Genomic DNA, 19810 nt, shown 5'->3' with positions numbered 1-19810 from the left:
TGTCAGGCATTCTGTAGCATTGGTCGGCGCGCCGTGGGTGCGTCTTTGCTTTATCAGATGGAGAGCGCTATGGCTTGGAATGAGCCGGGTGGCAACTCGAATAATCAGGATCCCTGGGGTGGAAAACGTCGTAACAACGGCGACCGCAAGGGGCCGCCGGATCTCGACGAGGCCTTCCGAAAGCTGCAGGAAAGCCTGAACGGTTTGTTCGGTGGTGGTAAGAAACGCGGTGACGATGGTGGTGGCCGTTCGGGCAAGGGTGGCGGTTATGGCCTGCTCGGCATTGGTCTCGTCGTGCTCGCGGCTGTCTGGCTGTACAGCGCGGTATATGTCGTGGACGAGCAGGAGCAGGCCGTGGTGCTGCGCTTCGGCAAGTACTACGAGACTGTCGGTCCGGGTCTGAACATCTATTTCCCGCCGATCGACAAGAAGTTCATGGAAAACGTCACGCGTGAGCGTGCCTATACCAAGCAGGGCCAGATGCTCACCGAAGACGAGAACATCGTCGAAGTGCCGCTGACCGTGCAATACAAGATTTCCAATCTGCAAGACTTCGTACTGAACGTCGACCAACCGGAAATCAGCCTGCAGCACGCCACTGAAAGTGCCTTGCGTCATGTGGTGGGCTCTACCGCCATGGACCAGGTGCTGACTGAAGGTCGTGAGTTGATGGCCAGCGAAATCAAGGAGCGCCTGCAAAGGTTCCTCGATACCTATCGCACCGGTATCACCGTTACCCAGGTCAACGTTCAGAGCGCAGCGGCACCGCGTGAAGTCCAGGAAGCCTTCGATGACGTGATCCGTGCCCGTGAAGACGAGCAGCGTTCGCGCAACCAGGCCGAGACCTACGCCAACGGCGTCGTGCCGGAAGCCCGTGGTCAGGCCCAGCGCATCATTGAAGATGCCAACGGTTACCGCGACGAAGTGGTCTCCCGCGCCAAGGGTGAGGCGGATCGCTTCACCAAACTGGTGAGCGAGTATCGCAAGGCGCCTGAAGTCACCCGCGAGCGTCTGTACCTGGACACCATGCAGGAAGTCTTCAGCAACACCAGCAAGGTCCTCGTGACCGGCAACAAGAACGGCCAGAGCAATCTGCTGTACTTGCCGCTGGACAAGATGGTCGAAGGCGGTCGTAAAACCGGCACGCCACCGTCCAGCACGGCAGCGGCCAGCAATGAAGCCAATGCCCGCGCGGCGGCGGAGCAGCAGCAACAGCAAGCACGTACCAGGGAGAGTCGCTGATGAGCAATAAATCGCTGATCGCCCTTATTTTCGGTGTCGTCGTGGCGATCGCTGCCTGGAACTGCTTCTACATCGTGGCTCAGACCGAGCGTGCGGTGTTGCTGCAATTCGGTCGCGTGGTCCAGGCGGATGTCCAGCCGGGCCTGCATGTGAAAGTGCCGTACGTCAACAAGGTGCGTAAGTTCGATGCCCGCCTGATGACACTGGATGCACCGACACAACGCTTCCTGACGCTGGAAAAGAAAGCCGTGATGGTGGACGCCTACGCCAAGTGGCGCGTGAAAGATGCCGAGCGCTTCTACACCGCGACTTCCGGTCTCAAGCAGATTGCCGACGAGCGTCTGTCCCGTCGTCTTGAGTCGGGCCTGCGTGACCAGTTCGGTAAGCGTACGCTGCATGAAGTCGTGTCTGGTGAGCGTGATGCGCTCATGGCCGACATCACTCGTTCGCTGAACGCGATGGCGGAAAAAGAGCTGGGTATCGAAGTTGTCGATGTCCGGGTCAAGGCCATCGACCTGCCCAAGGAAGTGAACCGCAGTGTGTTCGAGCGGATGAGCACCGAGCGTGAGCGTGAAGCTCGCGAGCACCGCGCCAAGGGTAACGAGCTGGCTGAAGGCATCCGTGCCGACGCCGATCGTCAGCGTCGCGTATTGCTGGCCGAAGCCTACCGTGAATCGGAAGAGCTGCGCGGTGACGGTGATGCCCAGGCCGCTGCGATCTACGCCAAGGCCTATGGTCAGGATCAGGAGTTCTACGCGTTCTACCGTAGCCTGCGTGCCTACCGTGAAAGCTTTGCGGACAAATCCGACGTCCTGGTCCTTGACCCAAGCAGCGACTTCTTCCAGTACCTGGAAAAGTCCAAGCCTTGATGCGACGTTGACCTGAAGCACTCCGCCCGGCGGCTAAAGCGTCGGGCGGGGTGATCCTTTGGGAAAACGTGTGTATGATGCGGCAGCCGGGAAATTCCCGGCTTTTTTGCGTCTGCACGTTCGATTGCGGTTTTTGTTGCAGGCGTCGGGTTGAACGGCTCGACAGGTTTTTCGAGGAAAGTGCTTGGCGAGGCCGACTACAGGCCATTCGTCACGTTGCTCATGCGCGGGGTTTGCGCATGGGGCGGGCACTTTCTGCTTCACTCAAGGCTTGCCCGAGGGCTGGCCGCCCGGACCATAGGGGAATGGCGTAATGGCAACGGTAGACCGCTGGCTGCTGCCAGATGGCATCGAAGAAGTACTGCCACCGGAAGCTGCGCGTATTGAAGTAGCGCGTCGGCAGGTGTTGGATCTGTTCCAGAGCTGGGGTTACGAATTCGTCGTTACCCCGCATATCGAGTACCTGGAATCCCTGCTGACCGGCGCGGGCCAGGACCTGGATCTGCGCACCTTCAAGGTTATCGACCCGCAGTCGGGCCGGCAGATGGGCTTTCGTGCCGACATCACGCCGCAAGTGGCGCGTATCGACGCCCACACCCTGCGTCGTGAAGGTCCGAGCCGTCTGTGCTATGCCGGCAGTGTGCTGCACGCCCAGCCGCGCGCCCTGTCGTCTTCGCGCAGTCCGATCCAGCTGGGTGCCGAGTTGTATGGCGATGCGAGCCCGAGCAGCGACGTGGAAGTCATCAGCCTGATGCTTGCCATGCTGCAACTGGCCGACGTACCGGATGTCCACATGGACCTGGGCCACGTCGGCATCTATCGTGGCCTGGCGCGTGCGGCCGGTTTGTCCGGCGAAGTGGAGCAGCAGTTGTTCGATGCCTTGCAGCGCAAGGCCATCGATGAAGTGATCAGTCTGACCGAAGGCCTGCCGGCCGATCTGTCCGGCATGTTGCGGGCGCTGGTGGATCTGTGCGGCGGTCGCGAAGTGCTGGCCGCTGCCCGCGAGCGGCTGGCCCATGCGCCGGCGCCGGTGCTCGCGGCACTGGACGATTTGCTGGCGATTGCCGAGCGACTGTCGGTGCGTTTCCCCGAGCTGCCGCTGTATTTCGACCTGGGTGAACTGCGCGGTTATCACTACCACACCGGTGTGGTGTTCGCGGTGTTCGTGCCGGGGGTTGGCCAGTCCATCGCTCAGGGCGGTCGATACGATGATATTGGCGCCGACTTCGGTCGTGCCCGTCCGGCGACCGGCTTCTCTACCGATTTGAAAACCCTGGTGACCCTGGGGCGTGCTGAAGTCGAGCTACCGTCTGGCGGTATCTGGATGCCTGACAGTACGGATGCAGCACTCTGGCAGACGGTCTGCCAGTTGCGCAGTGAGGGTCAGCGTGTCGTCCAGGCCTTGCCTGGGCAGCCTTTGGCCGCCGCCCGTGAAGCGGACTGCGACCGGCAATTGATTCAGCAGAACGGGCTTTGGCAAGTATTGCCGCTGGCTTCTTGAGTTTTCCTGCCGGCCGCGGCCGGCACCAAGTTTGCGCGAATGAGGACAAGTGTTATGGGTAAGAATGTCGTAGTCCTGGGCACCCAGTGGGGTGATGAGGGCAAAGGCAAGATCGTTGATCTGCTGACCGAACATGCTGCCGCCGTAGTGCGCTACCAAGGTGGCCACAACGCAGGTCACACCTTGGTGATCGACGGTGAGAAAACCGTACTGCACCTGATTCCGTCGGGCGTGTTGCGCGAAGGCGTGCAGTGCCTGATCGGCAACGGGGTGGTGGTTGCCCCTGACGCCTTGTTGCGGGAAATCATCAAGCTGGAAGAGAAGGGCGTACCGGTGCGCGAGCGCCTGCGTATCAGCCCGTCCTGCCCGCTGATCCTGTCCTATCACGTTGCGCTGGACCAGGCCCGCGAAAAGGCCCGTGGCGAGCTGAAGATCGGCACCACCGGTCGCGGCATCGGCCCGGCCTACGAAGACAAGGTGGCCCGTCGTGGCCTGCGCATCGGTGACCTGTTTCACCGTGAGCGCTTCGCCGCCAAGCTGGGCGAGTTGCTGGACTACCACAACTTCGTTCTGGTCAATTACTACAAAGAGCCGGCCATCGACTTCCAGAAGACCCTGGATGAGTGCATGGAGTACGCCGAGCTGCTCAAGCCGATGATGCTCGACGTCACTGCCGAGCTGCACGAGTTGCGTCGCGCGGGCAAGGACATCATGTTCGAAGGCGCCCAAGGGTCGCTGCTGGACATCGACCACGGTACCTATCCGTACGTCACCAGTTCCAACACCACTGCCGGCGGCATCGCCACGGGTTCGGGTTTCGGCCCGATGTACCTGGATTACATCCTGGGCATCACCAAGGCATACACCACTCGCGTCGGTTCGGGTCCGTTCCCGACCGAGCTGTTCGATGATGTTGGTGCGTTCCTGGCCAAGCGCGGCCATGAGTTCGGCGCCACCACTGGTCGTGCCCGTCGTTGCGGCTGGTTCGATGCCGTCATCCTGCGTCGCGCCATCGACGTCAACAGTATCTCGGGCCTGTGCCTGACCAAGCTGGACGTACTGGACGGCCTGGAAACCATCAACATCTGCGTGGGCTACAAGAATCAGGACGGCGCGGTCATCGACGCACCGACTGACGCTGACAGCTACATCGGTCTGGAGCCGGTATACGAGCAGATGCCAGGCTGGACTGAGTCGACCGTGGGTGCCAAGACCCTGGAAGAGCTGCCAGTAGCGGCTCGCAATTACATCAAGCGCGTCGAAGAGTTGGTCGGTGCACCGATCGACATTATTTCGACGGGGCCGGACCGCAACGAAACCATCGTTCTGCGTCACCCGTTTGCCTGATAAGTCGTTGATGTAAAACACAAAGGACCCTCGTTTGGGTCCTTTGTCGTTTCTGCCTGCCGGACGGCACGACACTTGCTATACACCATGAATAATAAGTGCTTCTTGTGAAGTGCCATCAAATTAATGGCGTTAGTAGAGGGATTCCCTGTGTCGGCCGTTCTCTCATTGTTACAAAGCCGCCTGTTGCGGCCTGTGTTCGTTACTCTTGGTGTCGCCCTTTTGGTGCAGGTGCTGGTCGCTGTCGCGCTGACGCGAAGCACGGTCACTGCGCTGGAGGCTGATCTGGAGGCGCGGCTCGGCGGCGACAGCCAGAAGTTGTCTGGCGAGCTGGAGCAGGCCGGGCGTGAAGTCACGTCGAGCCTGGACAGCTTGTCTGCCAGCACTCGTCAGCGCCTCACCGCCGGTTTATCTGCGCGGCTGAAGGATGAGCAGGCACAGTTGCGGGCGACGCTGGAAAAATCGCTCAAGGACTCTGCCAATGATATGGCGCAACTCCTGGCTTCGGTTGCGCCCCGCGCCATGTGGGACAGCGACGTGCCGGCCCTCTCTGAGTTTGCCCGTCGGGCCCAGCGCAATCCCAACGTACTCTTCGTCATTTATGACGACGCCACCGGCCAGCACCTGACTCGCTACCTGAATCGGGAGAACCCGATCAACAAGGCTTTGTTGGAGAAAGGCCAGGGCGACCGGGCGCTGGACAAGGTGTTGGACGCGGCGAAGAACGACCCTTCGGTGTATTACCTTGAGGCCTCGATCAACCCCAACGGCGTAGAGATCGGCAAGGTGTTGATGGGCGTTTCCACGGCCTCCGTTGAAGCTGACCTGGAGGCGTTGGACCAGCGCTTCTCGGCCTTGATCGCCAGTGGTGACCAGTTGGTGGGTGATAGCCTCAAGGGGGCGGCAGCCGACAGCGCCACGGCAATGCGCGGGCGCCTGGAGTCGGCTCAGTCCACCGCGACGCAAATGCAGGCCAACACCGCCACCACCGTGCAGGACGCTGCGGGCACTTTGCGCTGGCGGATCGGCCTGGGTCTAGCGCTGGTGGGGTTTGGCGTGCTGGTGCTGCTGGCGGTGGTGTTGGGGCGGCGAGTGGTCAATCGTTTGAAACTGTTGATTGCCGCGATGAACGATCTGGCGGCGGGTGAGGGCGACCTGACCAAGCGCGTGCAAATCAGCAGCAAGGACGAAATCGGCGAGATGGCCTCGGCGGTCAATCGTTTTGTGGATAAGTTGCAGCCCATCGTGCGAGAGGCGGGTGATGTGGCCCAGCGCACCGGTGTGGAAATCGGTGCAATGACCTTGCGTAACTCCGGTGCCGATGCGGCGGCCGGAATGCAGCGTGATGAAGTGGCCGAGAGCTTGCGGGCGCTGTCGCAGATGGCCGACGAAGCGCAATCGGAAAGCCAGGCGATGCAGGCTGCCTTGCAGCAGGTGGTGGAGATTCGCAAGGCTACCGACGAAAACACCCGAACCTCGGCCAAGGTCGGTGGTTTGATCGAAGCGCTGGCAGGGCAGGTCGATACGGGGGCAAAAGTCATCGAGCGGCTGGCGCAACAGAGTGAGCAGATCGAAGTGGTGCTCACGGTCATTCACGGCATTGCCGAACAAACCAATCTGCTGGCCTTGAACGCGGCCATCGAAGCGGCGCGGGCTGGGGAAACCGGGCGTGGGTTCGCAGTGGTGGCCGACGAGGTGCGGGCGCTGGCAAGCAAGACCCAGAGTTCGACCGGCGACATCCAGGCGCATATCGTCGCGCTGCAGCAGGGCGCTCGCGAGGCGGTGGCTGCCATCGGCCAGGCCGGGCGTCAGGCCAGCGAGGGGTTGTTGGTGTTGCGTGACAGCGCGCGCTTGCAGCAGTCGGTACAGACCTCTGTAGAGCAGGTGCATGCGGCCATCGGTCTGGCCACGCAAGCGGCGGCTCACCAGGCGCAAGGTGCGCAAGCGGTGCGTGGGCGGGTGGAAACCATTCACGCCCAGGCCGAGAAAGCGGCTCAGGCTGTGGTCGAGACCACGGCCAGTGGCAAGGTATTGGATAGTCTGGCGGCGCAGTTGAAGGCGAGCCTGGGGCAGTTCCGGGCTTGATGGGCTGGCCTCATCGCGAGCAGGCTCGCTCCCACATTGATCCACTGTGAACAGAGTATCTGTGAGCGCTGGAGATCCCGTGTGGGAGCGAGCCTGCTCGCGATAGCGGTTTCAGTGGCTCAGAGGCATCTTGTCGTGAGCGAATAAATCGCCAACCCCAGAAACGCAAAAACCCGCTTTCGCGGGTTTTTGTGAGTTCAAGGCCGTAACCTTGAAGCTTGAATTGGTGCCCAGAAGAAGACTCGAACTTCCACGACCTTGCGGTCACCAGCACCTGAAGCTGGCGTGTCTACCAATTTCACCATCTGGGCAGCATCTTCAGCGTTGCCGCTGTCGATGTGGCGCACTATACGGAGCGAGTTTTGATCTGTAAACCCCTGTTTTTGTTTTAGTAATTACCAGTCGGATTCCAGGGGCCGAAAATGCAAAAACCCGCTTTCGCGGGTTTTTGGGGAGCTGGCAGATCATTGATCTGTCGCTCGAAATTGGTGCCCAGAAGAAGACTCGAACTTCCACGACCTTGCGGTCACCAGCACCTGAAGCTGGCGTGTCTACCAATTTCACCATCTGGGCAGTATCGGCAACGCGTGTGCGTCGTCGATGGCGCGCACTATACGGAGCGTGTTTTTAACTGTAAACCCCTCACGAGAAAAAAACCGCTAAATTTCACGAGCGGTGCATTTCCGGGCTTCAAGAGGGGTCAAAAGGCTTCAGAAAAAGGCATTGGATGCTTGAAATTTCCCGTTTCATTACGCCTATGCCAAACTAACCCGCATATAGACAAGGTGAAAACTCTCTAATGGCCGATTGGCAGTCCCTCGATCCCGAGGCCGCTCGTGAAGCGGAAAAATACGAAAACCCTATTCCTAGCCGCGAACTGATCCTGGCGCATCTCGCCGATCGGGGTTCGCCTGCTAGCCGCGAGCAACTGGTCGAAGAGTTCGGTCTGACCACCGAAGACCAGCTCGAAGCCCTGCGCCGCCGTCTGCGCGCCATGGAGCGCGATGCGCAGTTGATCTACACCCGGCGCGGCACCTATGCGCCCGTGGACAAGCTTGACCTGATCCTGGGCCGCATCGCCGGTCACCGTGACGGTTTCGGCTTCCTGATCCCGGACGACGGCAGCGACGACCTGTTCATGAGCCCGGCGCAGATGCGTCTGGTGTTCGACGGTGACCGGGCTTTGGCCCGGGTTTCCGGCCTGGACCGCCGCGGCCGCCGTGAAGGCGTGATCGTCGAAGTGGTGTCCCGTGCCCACGAAAGCATCGTCGGCCGTTACTTTGAAGAGGGTGGCATCGGCTTTGTCGTCGCCGACAACCCGAAGATCCAGCAGGAAGTGCTGGTCACCCCGGGCCGCAATGCCAACGCCAAGGTCGGTCAGTTCGTCGAGGTGAAAATCACCCACTGGCCAACCCCGCGCTTCCAGCCCCAGGGCGATGTGGTGGAAGTGGTCGGCAACTACATGGCCCCAGGCATGGAAATCGATGTTGCCTTGCGCACCTACGACATTCCCCACGTCTGGCCCGAAGCGGTCCTGAAAGAAGCCGCCAAGCTCAAGCCGGAAGTCGAAGAGAAAGACAAAGAGAAGCGCATCGACCTGCGTCACCTGCCATTCGTCACCATTGATGGCGAAGACGCCCGGGACTTCGACGACGCGGTCTACTGCGAAGCCAAGCCTGGCAAGCTGCGCCTGTTCTCCGGCGGCTGGAAGTTGTACGTGGCGATTGCCGATGTTTCCAGCTACGTGAAACTCGGTTCGGCGCTGGACGCCGAAGCCCAGGTACGCGGCAACTCGGTGTACTTCCCCGAGCGCGTCGTACCGATGCTGCCAGAGCAACTGTCCAACGGTTTGTGCTCGCTCAATCCTCACGTCGATCGCCTGGCCATGGTTTGCGAGATGACCATCTCCAAATCCGGCGAGATGACCGACTACTGCTTCTACGAGGCGGTGATCCATTCCCACGCCCGCCTGACCTACAACAAGGTCAGCGCAATGCTGGAAACCCCGAAACTTGCCGAATCGCGCAAGCTTCGTGGCGAATACACCGATGTCGTGCCGCATCTCAAAGAGCTGTACTCGCTCTACAAAGTGCTGCTGGCGGCCCGTCACGTGCGTGGCGCGATCGATTTCGAAACTCAGGAAACCCGGATCATCTTCGGCTCCGAGCGCAAGATCGCCGAGATTCGTCCGACGGTACGCAACGATGCCCACAAGCTGATCGAGGAATGCATGCTGGCCGCCAACGTCGCCACTGCTGAGTTCCTGAAGAAGCACGAGATTCCTGCGCTGTACCGGGTCCACGATGGCCCGCCGCCGGAGCGCCTGGAAAAACTGCGGGCCTTCCTCGGTGAGCTCGGCCTGTCCTTGCACAAAGGCAAGGACGGTCCGTCGCCCAAGGATTACCAGGCCCTGCTGGCCAGTATCAAGGATCGTCCGGATTTCCACCTGATCCAGACCGTGATGCTGCGCTCGTTGAGCCAGGCGGTATACAGCGCCGATAACCAGGGTCACTTCGGCCTGAATTACGAAGCTTATACCCACTTTACGTCGCCGATCCGTCGTTACCCTGACTTGCTCACGCATCGGGCGATCCGCAGCGTGATCCACTCGAAGATGGACACCCCGCATGTCAAACGTGCCGGTGCGATGACCATTCCCAAGGCGCGCATCTACCCCTACGACGAGGCGGCCCTGGAGCAACTCGGCGAGCAATGCTCGATGAGCGAGCGCCGTGCCGATGAAGCGACTCGCGACGTAGTGAACTGGCTCAAGTGCGAGTTTATGAAGGATCGCGTGGGTGAGTCGTTCCCGGGCGTGATCACTGCCGTGACCGGTTTTGGCCTGTTCGTCGAACTGACCGACATCTACGTCGAAGGCCTGGTGCACGTTACCGCGCTGCCGGGCGATTACTACCACTTCGACCCCGTGCATCACCGCTTGGCGGGTGAGCGCACCGGTCGCAGCTTCCGTCTTGGCGATACGGTCGAAGTGCGGGTCATGCGCGTTGATCTCGACGAGCGCAAGATCGACTTCGAGATGGCGGAAAAAACCATCAGCGCGCCGATTGGCCGCAAGAAGCGCGGCACTGAAACTTCTGCGCCTGCGGCCAAGACCGCCGCCGAGCCTGCTGCGGCCAAGTCCGGGCGTCGCGGCCCGGCCAAGGAAAAGGCCGTCGAAGCCTATCGCCCAAGCGATGCGGCGGCAAAAAACGCCGAGCTGCGCAAAAGTCGTGAGATGAAACAGGCGTTGCTCGCCGAAGCCAAGAGCGGCGGTAAAGCGGCGTCTGGGGGAAAGACCGGACGGTCGGCGCCGGACAAGGCGACCGGCAAGCCGAGCAAACACCGTAAAGGCCCGCCGAAAGCGGGCTCGGCCCCAGCCAAGAGCGGCGGGGCGCGTAAACCCAAGGCCAAGTCATGAGTCAGTTGGAAAAAATCTACGGTGTGCATGCCGTGGAAGCATTGCTGCGTCACCATCCCAAGCGGGTCAAGCAGATCTGGCTGGCGGAAGGCCGCAGTGATCCGCGGGTCCAGACCCTGATCGAGCTGGCTGGCGAGAATCGCGTAGCGGTCGGCCAGGCCGAACGGCGGGAAATGGACGCCTGGGTCGAAGGTGTGCACCAGGGGGTGGTGGCTGAGGTCAGCCCGAGCCAGGTCTGGGGCGAGGCGATGCTCGACGAGTTGCTCGATCGCACCGAAGGCGCGCCATTGTTGCTGGTACTGGATGGCGTGACCGATCCTCACAACCTTGGCGCTTGCCTGCGCTCGGCCGATGCGGCTGGTGCATTGGCGGTGATCGTACCTAAAGACAAGTCGGCGACGTTGACGCCGGTGGTGCGTAAAGTCGCCTGTGGCGCGGCGGAAGTTATCCCGTTGGTGGCCGTGACCAATCTGGCGCGTACCCTGGAGAAACTCCAGCAGCGTGGCCTGTGGGTGGTCGGCACGGCGGGCGAGGCCGAGGTCAGCATTTATGACCAGGACCTGACGGGCCCGACGATCCTGATCATGGGGGCCGAAGGCAAGGGCATGCGGCGCCTGACCCGCGAGCATTGCGACTACCTGGTCAAGCTGCCGATGGCCGGCAGTGTCAGCAGCCTCAACGTTTCGGTCGCGACCGGCGTGTGCCTGTTCGAGGCTCAGCGCCAGCGTAGCGTCAAGGTTGCTGCGGCCGCCAAGAAATCCTGATCCAGTTGTATTCCTGTGGGAGCGAGCCTGCTCGCGATAGCGGAGTGCCGTTCAACGCAAATGTTGAATGGAGCGCCCTCATCGCGAGCAGGCTCGCTCCCACAATGGTTTGTGTGGGTAAACATTGGGGTTGTTCAAATAATCACCAATCACCTTGCGCCGCCCTCGGCCCTTCTCTACAATTGCGCCCCTTGCTGTGATGGCAGGCACTTATGTGTCTAGCGTCCACAAGTCCATAAGTGTCATTCACTCCTTGTCTGACCGTTTTTGAGCGGCAGGCTACAACCCGTAAGGAGCATTCATGCGTCATTACGAAATCATCTTTTTGGTCCACCCGGATCAAAGCGAGCAAGTCGGCGGCATGGTTGAGCGTTACACCAAGCTGATCGAAGAAGACGGCGGCAAAATCCACCGTCTGGAAGATTGGGGCCGTCGTCAACTGGCCTATGCAATCAACAATGTTCACAAGGCTCACTACGTGATGCTGAACGTTGAATGCACCGGCAAGGCCCTGGCCGAGCTGGAAGACAACTTCCGCTACAACGATGCAGTGATCCGTAACCTGGTCATCCGTCGCGAAGAAGCCGTCACCGGCCAATCCGAGATGCTCAAGGCTGAAGAAAACCGCAGTGAGCGCCGTGAGCGTCGCGACCGTCCTGAGCACTCTGACAGCGCCGATGGCGATGACAGCGATAGCGACAGCGACAACAGCGATAACGCTGACGAGTAATCCACGGACCTTTTAAGGAGCCAATCACATGGCACGTTTCTTCCGTCGTCGTAAATTCTGCCGCTTCACCGCTGAAGACGTGAAAGAGATCGATTACAAAGATCTCAACACTCTGAAAGCCTACGTATCCGAGACCGGCAAAATCGTTCCAAGCCGTATCACCGGTACCAAAGCTCGTTATCAGCGTCAGCTGGCCACCGCTATCAAGCGCGCCCGCTTCCTGGCCCTGCTGGCCTACACCGACAGCCACGGCCGCTGAGACCGGGCAGTCGACACGTAGCAAAGGATTGAATGCATGCGCGCCTTAGCTGAGTTCATCATGCGCGGTCGTATGCAGGCCACTCTGGTAGTGGCTGGATGCGCGGCATTGCCGTTGTTGTATTGGTTGGGTGCTGCCGCGGTGAGTCTTGTACTCCTGCGGCGCGGATTGAAGGACGCCCTTGGCGTTCTTGCTCTGGGACTGCTGCCGGCTTTGCTCTGGTGGTTGTATTCCGCTGACCCGCGGGCACTGATGGTGCTGTTGGGGTCTTCGGCGCTGGCGTTGGTGTTGCGCGCAAGCGAATCCTGGAACCGCGTGCTGCTGGTCAGCATAGCGATGGGAGTGGTGTTTTCAGTGGTGCTTGGGGTGGCTTTCGCGCCCCAGATCGAGATGCTGTCGCAGGCTTTGATAAAAATCCTGCCCGAGGCCCTCGGTGATCTCTACCAGCAGATGTCGGTAGAGGAGCAAGCGCGTTTCGCGTCCCTGATCGCACCGGTCCTGACCGGCCTGATTGCGGCCTTGTTACAAATCGTCAGTGTGCTGAGCCTGATTATCGGGCGCTACTGGCAGGCGTTGTTGTACAACCCGGGTGGTTTTGGTCGCGAATTTCGCGCCATCCGTTTCCCGCTTGGGCTGGCGATGTTGCTGCTGGCGGGCATGCTTCTGGGGCCGAACTTCGGTCCGCAGATGGCCATGCTCACGCCGTTGTGCAGTGTACCGCTGGTATTTGCCGCTCTGGCCCTGATTCACGGGCTGGTGGCGCAAAAGCGACTGGCCAGGTTCTGGCTGGTGGGGTTGTACGTCACGTTGTTGCTGTTCATGCAGCTGATCTATCCGTTGCTGGTGGTCCTGGCCATCGTCGACAGCCTGATTGATTTTCGCGGTCGTATGGCGCCGAAAGACGCCGACAACGCGAACGGTGAAGGTTAAAAGTTAGAGGATTTTCACATGCAACTGATCCTTCTGGAAAAAGTCACCAACCTGGGCAACCTGGGTGACAAAGTAAACGTTAAGGCCGGTTACGGTCGTAACTACCTGCTGCCTTACGGCAAAGCCACCGCTGCGACCGCTGCCAACCTGGCCGCGTTCGAAGAGCGTCGCGCTGAGCTGGAAAAAGCCGCAGCAGACCGTAAGACCTCGGCTGAAAGCCGTGCTGCCCAACTGGCCGAGCTGGAAGTGACCATCACTGCCACCGCTGGCGACGAAGGCAAGCTGTTCGGTTCGATCGGTACTCACGACATCGCTGACGCACTGACCGCCTCTGGCGTTGAAGTGTCGAAGAGCGAAGTTCGTCTGCCGAACGGCACCATCCGCAACGTAGGCGAATTCGACGTAGCCGTGCACCTGCACGCCGAAGTTGAAGCCACCGTACGCGTTGTCGTGGTAGCAGCTTAAGCAATACCTGTCGGCTGGCACCCTCGGGTACTAGTCGGTAACATCGGGCACGATCCTGTTTACAGGTCGTGCCCTTTGTCTTTCTGCAATTGCTGATTTTCAAAACCCCCTGCGTTTCCAAAAGAATCAAGTGGCCATGAACGAAATCACCGCTCCCGAGCAATACGATCTGCAAACCGCAGCCCTGAAGGTGCCTCCGCACTCCATCGAGGCCGAACAGGCCGTGCTCGGTGGTCTGATGCTGGACAACAACGCCTGGGAACGCGTGCTCGATCAAGTATCCGACGGCGATTTCTACCGACATGACCACCGCCTGATTTTCCGTGCCATCGCAAGATTGGCCGATCAGAACATGCCGATCGACGTGGTGACCCTGGCCGAGCAATTGGACAAGGAAGGCCAGACGTCTCAGGTTGGCGGCCTCGGTTACCTGGGTGAGTTGGCAAAAAACACGCCGTCTGTCGCCAACATCAAGGCCTATGCCCAGATCGTGCGCGAACGGGCGACCTTGCGCCAATTGATCGGTATCAGCACCGAAATCGCGGACAGCGCCTTCAACCCGGAAGGCCGAACCGCTGCCGAGATCCTCGATGAAGCGGAACGGCAAATCTTCCAGATCGCCGAGGCCCGGCCAAAAACCGGTGGCCCGGTGAGCGTCAACGATCTGCTGACCAAGGCCATCGACCGCATCGACACCCTGTTCAACACCGACAACGCCATCACCGGCCTGTCCACCGGCTACACCGACCTCGATGAGAAGACCAGCGGCCTGCAGCCATCGGACCTGATCATCGTCGCCGGCCGTCCGTCCATGGGTAAAACCACCTTTGCGATGAACCTGGTGGAAAACGCCGTGCTGCGCAGCGACAAGGCCGTACTGGTGTACTCCCTGGAGATGCCAGGTGAATCGCTGATCATGCGTATGCTCTCGTCCCTGGGGCGTATCGACCAGACCAAGGTCCGTTCCGGCCAACTGGAAGATGACGACTGGCCGCGCCTGACTTCGGCGGTCAATCTGCTCAACGACCGCAAGCTGTTCATCGACGATACTGCCGGTATCAGCCCTTCGGAAATGCGCGCCCGGACCCGTCGCCTGGTGCGTGAGCACGGTGATATCGCGTTGATCATGATCGACTACCTGCAGTTGATGCAGATTCCGGGCTCCAGTGGCGACAACCGGACCAACGAGATTTCCGAAATCTCCCGTTCCCTCAAGGCCCTGGCCAAGGAATTCAACTGCCCGGTGGTGGCGCTCTCTCAGTTGAACCGTTCCCTGGAACAGCGCCCCAACAAACGCCCGGTGAACTCCGACTTGCGTGAATCCGGAGCGATCGAGCAGGACGCCGACGTGATCATGTTCGTCTACCGTGACGAGGTGTACCACCCGGAGACGGAGCACAAGGGCATCGCTGAAATCATCATCGGCAAGCAGCGTAACGGCCCGATCGGCTTCATTCGCCTGGCCTTTATCGGTAAATACACCCGATTCGAGAACCTGGCGCCGGGTAGCTACAATTTTGATGACGACGAGTAACCTGTTTGGCTCCTGTGGGAGCGAGCCCCTTCTCCAGAAGGTTGCACTTCCCCTGTGGGAGCGAGCTTGCTCGCGATAGCGGTGTAACCGTCAGCACATGCATTGAATGTGCTGGCCCTTTCGCGAGCAAGCTCGCTCCCACATTTGATGTGCGGTGCGCCACCGATTTCCGACCATAGTCGTCGGAATTGGTCAAATTTTGTGCTATATTCCGCGCCCGCGATTTTTCATCTTTCATACCGGTCATCGACATGCAAGCAGCCAAGCCGTTATTTGACTATCCCAAGTACTGGGCCGAATGTTTCGGCCCAGCGCCGTTCCTGCCCATGAGCAGGGAGGAGATGGATCAGCTCGGCTGGGATTCGTGCGACATCATCATTGTGACCGGTGATGCCTACGTCGATCACCCGTCGTTCGGCATGGCGATCATCGGTCGGCTGCTGGAAGCCCAGGGCTTTCGCGTCGGGATCATTGCCCAGCCAAACTGGCAGTCCAAAGACGACTTCATGAAGCTCGGCGAGCCGAACCTGTTTTTTGGCGTCGCGGCCGGCAACATGGACTCGATGATCAACCGCTACACCGCCGACAAGAAAATCCGTTCCGACGACGCCTACACCCCGGGTGGCATGGCGGGCAAGCGGCCGGACCGTGCGAGCCTGGTCTACAGCCAGCGCTGCAAGGAAGCCTACAAGCATGTGCCGATCGTGCTCGGCGGTATCGAAGCCTCCCTGCGCCGCATCGCCCATTACGATTACTGGCAGGACCGGGTGCGCAACTCGATCCTGATCGACGCCTGCGCCGACATCCTGCTCTACGGCAACGCCGAGCGGGCGATTGTCGAAGTCGCCCAGCGCCTGTCCTATGGCCACAAGATTGAAGACATCACCGATGTCCGTGGCACCGCGTTCATCCGCCGCGACACCCCGCAAGGCTGGTACGAGGTCGATTCCACCCGCATCGACCGCCCGGGCAAGATCGACAAGATCATCAACCCGTATGTGAACACCCAGGACACCGCTGCCTGCGCCATCGAGCAAGAGAAAGGTCCGGTTGAAGACCCGAGCGAAGCCAAGGTCGTGCAGATTCTGGCGAGCCCGCGCATGACTCGCGACAAGACCGTGATTCGTCTGCCGTCGGTGGAAAAGGTTCGTGGCGATGCGGTGCTCTACGCTCACGCCAACCGCGTGCTGCACCTGGAAACCAACCCGGGCAACGCCCGTGCTCTGGTGCAGAAGCATGGTGAAGTCGATGTCTGGTTCAACCCACCACCCATTCCGATGACCACTGAGGAAATGGACTACGTGTTTGGCATGCCTTACGCGCGTGTTCCGCACCCGGCGTACGGCAAGGAAAAGATCCCGGCCTACGAGATGATCCGTTTCTCGGTGAACATCATGCGTGGCTGCTTTGGCGGCTGCACCTTCTGCTCGATCACCGAGCACGAAGGCCGGATCATCCAGAACCGCTCTGAAGAATCGATCATTCGCGAGATTGAAGAGATCCGCGACAAGGTCCCGGGCTTCACCGGCGTCATTTCCGACCTCGGCGGCCCGACCGCGAACATGTACCGCATTGCCTGCAAGAGCCCGGAAATCGAATCCGCGTGCCGCAAGCCATCCTGTGTGTTCCCCGGTATCTGCCCGAACCTCAATACCGACCATTCTTCGCTCATCCAGCTGTACCGCAGCGCCCGGGCATTGCCTGGGGTGAAGAAGATCCTGATTGCCTCCGGCCTGCGTTACGACCTGGCGGTCGAGTCGCCGGAATACGTCAAGGAACTGGTGACCCACCACGTGGGTGGTTACCTGAAGATCGCCCCGGAACATACCGAGGAAGGTCCGCTCAACCAGATGATGAAACCGGGCATCGGCAGCTATGACAAATTCAAGCGGATGTTCGAGAAGTACACCAAGGAAGCCGGCAAAGAGCAGTACCTGATTCCATACTTCATCGCCGCCCACCCGGGCACCACCGACGAAGACATGATGAACCTGGCGCTGTGGCTCAAGGGCAACGGTTTCCGCGCTGACCAGGTGCAGGCGTTCTATCCGTCGCCGATGGCCACCGCCACGGCCATGTACCATTCGGGCAAGAACCCGCTGCGTAAGGTCACCTACAAGAGCGACGCGGTGACCATCGTCAAGAGCGAGGAGCAGCGCCGCCTGCACAAGGCCTTCTTGCGGTATCACGACCCCAAGGGCTGGCCGATGCTGCGCGAAGCGCTGACCCGCATGGGCCGCGCCGACCTGATCGGGCCGGGCAAGAATCAATTGATTCCGTTGCACCAGCCAGCCACCGACAGCTACCAGAGCGCCCGTCGCAAGAACTCGACGCCGGCTGGCAGCCACAAGGTAGGCAAGGAAACCACCAAGATCCTGACCCAGCACACCGGTCTGCCACCGCGCGCCAGCGACGGCGGCAACCCGTGGGACAAGCGCGAGCAGGCCAAGGCCGCGGCATTCGCCCGCAACCAGCAGGCCGCCAAGGAGCGCAAGGACGCCGCCAAGGGCAAAGGGCCGAAACCCGCGCGCAAGCCAGTCGTACCGCGCTGATCGCCAAGCCACATTGCAAACGCCAGCTTAAAAGCTGGCGTTTTGCTTTCTAGCGGCTGTGCTACTCGTTTGCTATCGTGGCGACCGCCAATGCCAGTCAGTTCCGTGCAATAAAGCCAAACACCGCTCTTGTGGCGAGGGAGCTTGCTCCCTCGCCACAGATGTCAGTGTTGGCCCTGGCAGAGCCCGGCTTGCCCGCAATCACGGCCACACAGGCAATAAAGTTCTCACCCTCGGATTTTCAAGGACGATTCATATGAGTACCCCTTTACCGGGTATCGGCATGGACTACAGCCCCTCCCAGTTCATGGCCCGCCAACGCATCGAAAGCCAGATCAACCTGCCGCGCCTGTTCGCGGCCATCGACGCCGATCCCAGTATCGTCGGCGCTGGCGTGGTGTACATCGATGCCGAATTCAACGTGGTGACCCTGCGCGAGTTCAAGCCGATTTGCAGTATCAAGCCCAAGCGGATCATCTTGCGCGAGGCGCAGAAGTACATTGCGCCGGCTCAGTTTGCTGATCAGGTAAAGAACAACCCGCGTGAGTCTCGTTTAGTGGGAGAGGCTGTCAATACGACGTTATCCTGCGCTGGCGCCATTCTGGGCTGGATTGTGGTTTTCAGTGGCACGATCGCAGTTCCATTTACAGCGGGTGCAAGCCTGGTTGTCACAGCCGTGGGGGCTACCGCCGCCGCTGCCAGTACTGCGCAGTGCGTGGTTGGGAGCATGCGTACCTACAACGAACTCAACGATCCAGCAGCTAATGATGATATGGACAGTGAGGACTGGTATCGCTACGCAATGCCAGTGTTGGATGCCGCATCATTGCTGGGAGCCGGGGCATCCACTTTAACAACGCTCAAACTCTTGCAAGCGAGGAAGGTCTCGACTGGCAGGAGTTGGTACGAGCTTTCCAAAGGTTTGACTCGTCAGCAAAGAAAGGCATTGACCAAAGAGTTGTTAACACTGAAGGACCCAAGCCTGACTAACAAACTATTGAAGCTTCGCCAGCGTTCGGGGACGCTTGCAAAGCGTTTCACGGCTACCCAGATCAATCACGCGACCGTGACCCAGATTCGCGACTCTCTGGGGGCCGCCATCGGCTTAACGGGCAGTAGCTTGTCTGGGAACCTGAAGACAATTGCCGTGGGGCTGTATGAGGAAGTTGAATAATGGACCGCAAGCATTCATTGAACGCTTTCCTCGCTCATTATTTTCCAACCTTCATCTGCGCTTTTTTTCTAGCCTGTTTCGCGGTTTCCGCTTCAATTTCATTAGTCTCTAGCACTTACTTTCGAGGCGATCCTGAACGGGCCAAGTATTCTTTTCTGGTTGCGTTGATCCTCTCTTTGCTCTTGGCGTTGAGCCATTTCGTCATGATCAGGGGGCGGTCATGGGGTGTTCGTGCCATCGTTGTGTTCTATCTGGCGTGTCTCTTCACGGTCCTCCCCACCTACGGCTACAAGCCGCATCCTTTTGCCTATGTGACGGGGTTGTTGTTCCCGTTGCTGGGGCTGCTATTGCTCAACAGTAAGCGCCATCGAGAGATGCGCCAGAAATTGTCGGAGTTGCGCGAGGAGCGTATGGCGATAAGGTCTGCCGTCCGTTTACAGAAGAAAAGGAAAGGACGCTAGATGGAAAACTATCCGACTTTCATCCATTTTATGAAGCGCTACTTTCCGACCTTCATCGCAACGATATTCGTGGCGAAAATATCGTGTTTACTGGCGCTCTTTGCTCTTCTCGACAGTTTTTTTGTGCGCGCTACGTTGTCGAGCCAAGCGAAAATTTCCGCTGTATGCATTGCTATTTGTACGTTGGTTCTGGTCCATAGCAACTTTATGGTCGTGCGCGGCAGAGCGGGTTGGGTCTGGGTGTTTGCCGGGCTTTTTGTGGTCTGTCTGTTGTGTGTCTTGCCGACTATTGGTTATCGCCCGAATCGATTCGTTTATGCGGCGGGTCTGTTTTTTCCATTGCTCGGGCTGCTACTGCTCAACAGCAAACGTCACCGCGAAATGCGCAGCAAGCTGGTAGAAGTCCGCCGCCAACGCGAACTCTTCATCCAGGCCGCCAAAGCCTCCCGCTCACGGCGTTGAGTCGATTCGCTACCGCC

16 protein-coding genes and 2 tRNA genes are annotated in these 19810 nt (G+C 59.7%); 16 read left to right on the top strand and 2 right to left on the bottom strand.

The features are described 5' to 3' along the window. Positions 1–69 precede the first annotated feature (69 nt). From hflK to T3A99_RS10285, 5 genes are all read left to right on the top strand, one after another. A complete protein-coding gene (hflK, locus tag T3A99_RS10305; RefSeq protein ID WP_047227312.1) occupies positions 70–1242 on the top strand; it encodes an FtsH protease activity modulator HflK in 1173 nt (390 codons plus the stop codon). Further along, entirely contained in the window at positions 1242–2111 is an 870-nt protein-coding gene (hflC, locus tag T3A99_RS10300; RefSeq protein WP_322834271.1) for a protease modulator HflC, read from the top strand. The genes hflK and hflC overlap by 1 nt, the downstream gene beginning before the upstream one ends. 313 nt (positions 2112–2424) lie before the next feature. Beyond that, a complete protein-coding gene (locus T3A99_RS10295) occupies positions 2425–3612 on the top strand; it encodes an ATP phosphoribosyltransferase regulatory subunit (protein ID WP_047227314.1) in 1188 nt (395 codons plus the stop codon). 54 nt (positions 3613–3666) lie between these two features. Beyond that, positions 3667–4959, top strand: a complete 1293-nt coding sequence (locus T3A99_RS10290) for an adenylosuccinate synthase (RefSeq protein ID WP_003186407.1) — start codon at positions 3667–3669, stop codon at positions 4957–4959. A gap of 150 nt (positions 4960–5109) precedes the next feature. Beyond that, a complete protein-coding gene (locus T3A99_RS10285; protein WP_047227315.1) occupies positions 5110–7044 on the top strand; it encodes a methyl-accepting chemotaxis protein in 1935 nt (644 codons plus the stop codon). Between the two features lie 224 nt (positions 7045–7268). Here the strand turns inward: T3A99_RS10285 and T3A99_RS10280 are convergent. Next, positions 7269–7355, bottom strand: a tRNA-Leu gene (locus T3A99_RS10280). 175 nt (positions 7356–7530) lie between these two features. Next, positions 7531–7617, bottom strand: a tRNA-Leu gene (locus tag T3A99_RS10275). A gap of 226 nt (positions 7618–7843) precedes the next feature. Between T3A99_RS10275 and rnr the strand changes: the two genes are divergently transcribed. The 11 genes from rnr to T3A99_RS10220 all read left to right on the top strand — a co-directional run bounded on the left by rnr (position 7844) and on the right by T3A99_RS10220 (position 19793). Continuing rightward, on the top strand, positions 7844–10462 hold the full coding sequence (rnr, locus tag T3A99_RS10270) for a ribonuclease R (RefSeq protein ID WP_047227316.1): 2619 nt from the start codon (positions 7844–7846) through the stop codon (positions 10460–10462). After that, positions 10459–11226, top strand: coding sequence for a 23S rRNA (guanosine(2251)-2'-O)-methyltransferase RlmB (gene rlmB, locus T3A99_RS10265; protein WP_107321462.1), 768 nt, complete (start codon positions 10459–10461; stop codon positions 11224–11226). Before rnr ends, rlmB begins: the two co-directional genes overlap by 4 nt. Before the next feature lie 301 nt (positions 11227–11527). Continuing rightward, positions 11528–11956 (top strand): 30S ribosomal protein S6, encoded by a 429-nt coding sequence (rpsF, locus tag T3A99_RS10260; RefSeq protein ID WP_003186395.1) that lies wholly within the window; start codon positions 11528–11530, stop codon positions 11954–11956. 28 nt (positions 11957–11984) lie between these two features. After that, positions 11985–12215 (top strand): 30S ribosomal protein S18, encoded by a 231-nt coding sequence (gene rpsR, locus T3A99_RS10255; protein WP_002551829.1) that lies wholly within the window; start codon positions 11985–11987, stop codon positions 12213–12215. A 36-nt stretch (positions 12216–12251) separates the two neighbouring features. Further along, a complete protein-coding gene (locus tag T3A99_RS10250; protein ID WP_047227318.1) occupies positions 12252–13145 on the top strand; it encodes a hypothetical protein in 894 nt (297 codons plus the stop codon). An 18-nt stretch (positions 13146–13163) separates the two neighbouring features. After that, positions 13164–13610: a 50S ribosomal protein L9 gene (gene rplI, locus T3A99_RS10245; RefSeq protein ID WP_047227319.1), complete on the top strand. Its 447-nt coding sequence runs from the start codon at positions 13164–13166 to the stop codon at positions 13608–13610. Between the two features lie 136 nt (positions 13611–13746). Continuing rightward, positions 13747–15144 (top strand): replicative DNA helicase, encoded by a 1398-nt coding sequence (dnaB, locus tag T3A99_RS10240; protein ID WP_027911801.1) that lies wholly within the window; start codon positions 13747–13749, stop codon positions 15142–15144. Between the two features lie 251 nt (positions 15145–15395). After that, the gene (locus T3A99_RS10235) at positions 15396–17696 is read left to right on the top strand and encodes a YgiQ family radical SAM protein (protein WP_047227320.1); all 2301 of its coding nucleotides are present in this window, start codon (positions 15396–15398) and stop codon (positions 17694–17696) included. A gap of 256 nt (positions 17697–17952) precedes the next feature. Then, positions 17953–18870, top strand: coding sequence for a hypothetical protein (locus T3A99_RS10230; RefSeq protein ID WP_047227321.1), 918 nt, complete (start codon positions 17953–17955; stop codon positions 18868–18870). Then, positions 18870–19331 (top strand): hypothetical protein, encoded by a 462-nt coding sequence (locus tag T3A99_RS10225; RefSeq protein WP_047227322.1) that lies wholly within the window; start codon positions 18870–18872, stop codon positions 19329–19331. The genes T3A99_RS10230 and T3A99_RS10225 overlap by 1 nt, the downstream gene beginning before the upstream one ends. Continuing rightward, a complete protein-coding gene (locus T3A99_RS10220) occupies positions 19332–19793 on the top strand; it encodes a hypothetical protein (RefSeq protein ID WP_076382894.1) in 462 nt (153 codons plus the stop codon). Positions 19794–19810: the final 17 nt, after the last annotated feature.

Source organism: Pseudomonas sp. N-137, from assembly GCF_034555295.1.
In the GTDB taxonomy this organism is placed as follows: domain Bacteria; phylum Pseudomonadota; class Gammaproteobacteria; order Pseudomonadales; family Pseudomonadaceae; genus Aquipseudomonas; species Aquipseudomonas rhizophila.
Note: the sequence above shows the minus strand (reverse complement) of the source record. Positions and strands in the feature narration are given on the sequence as shown.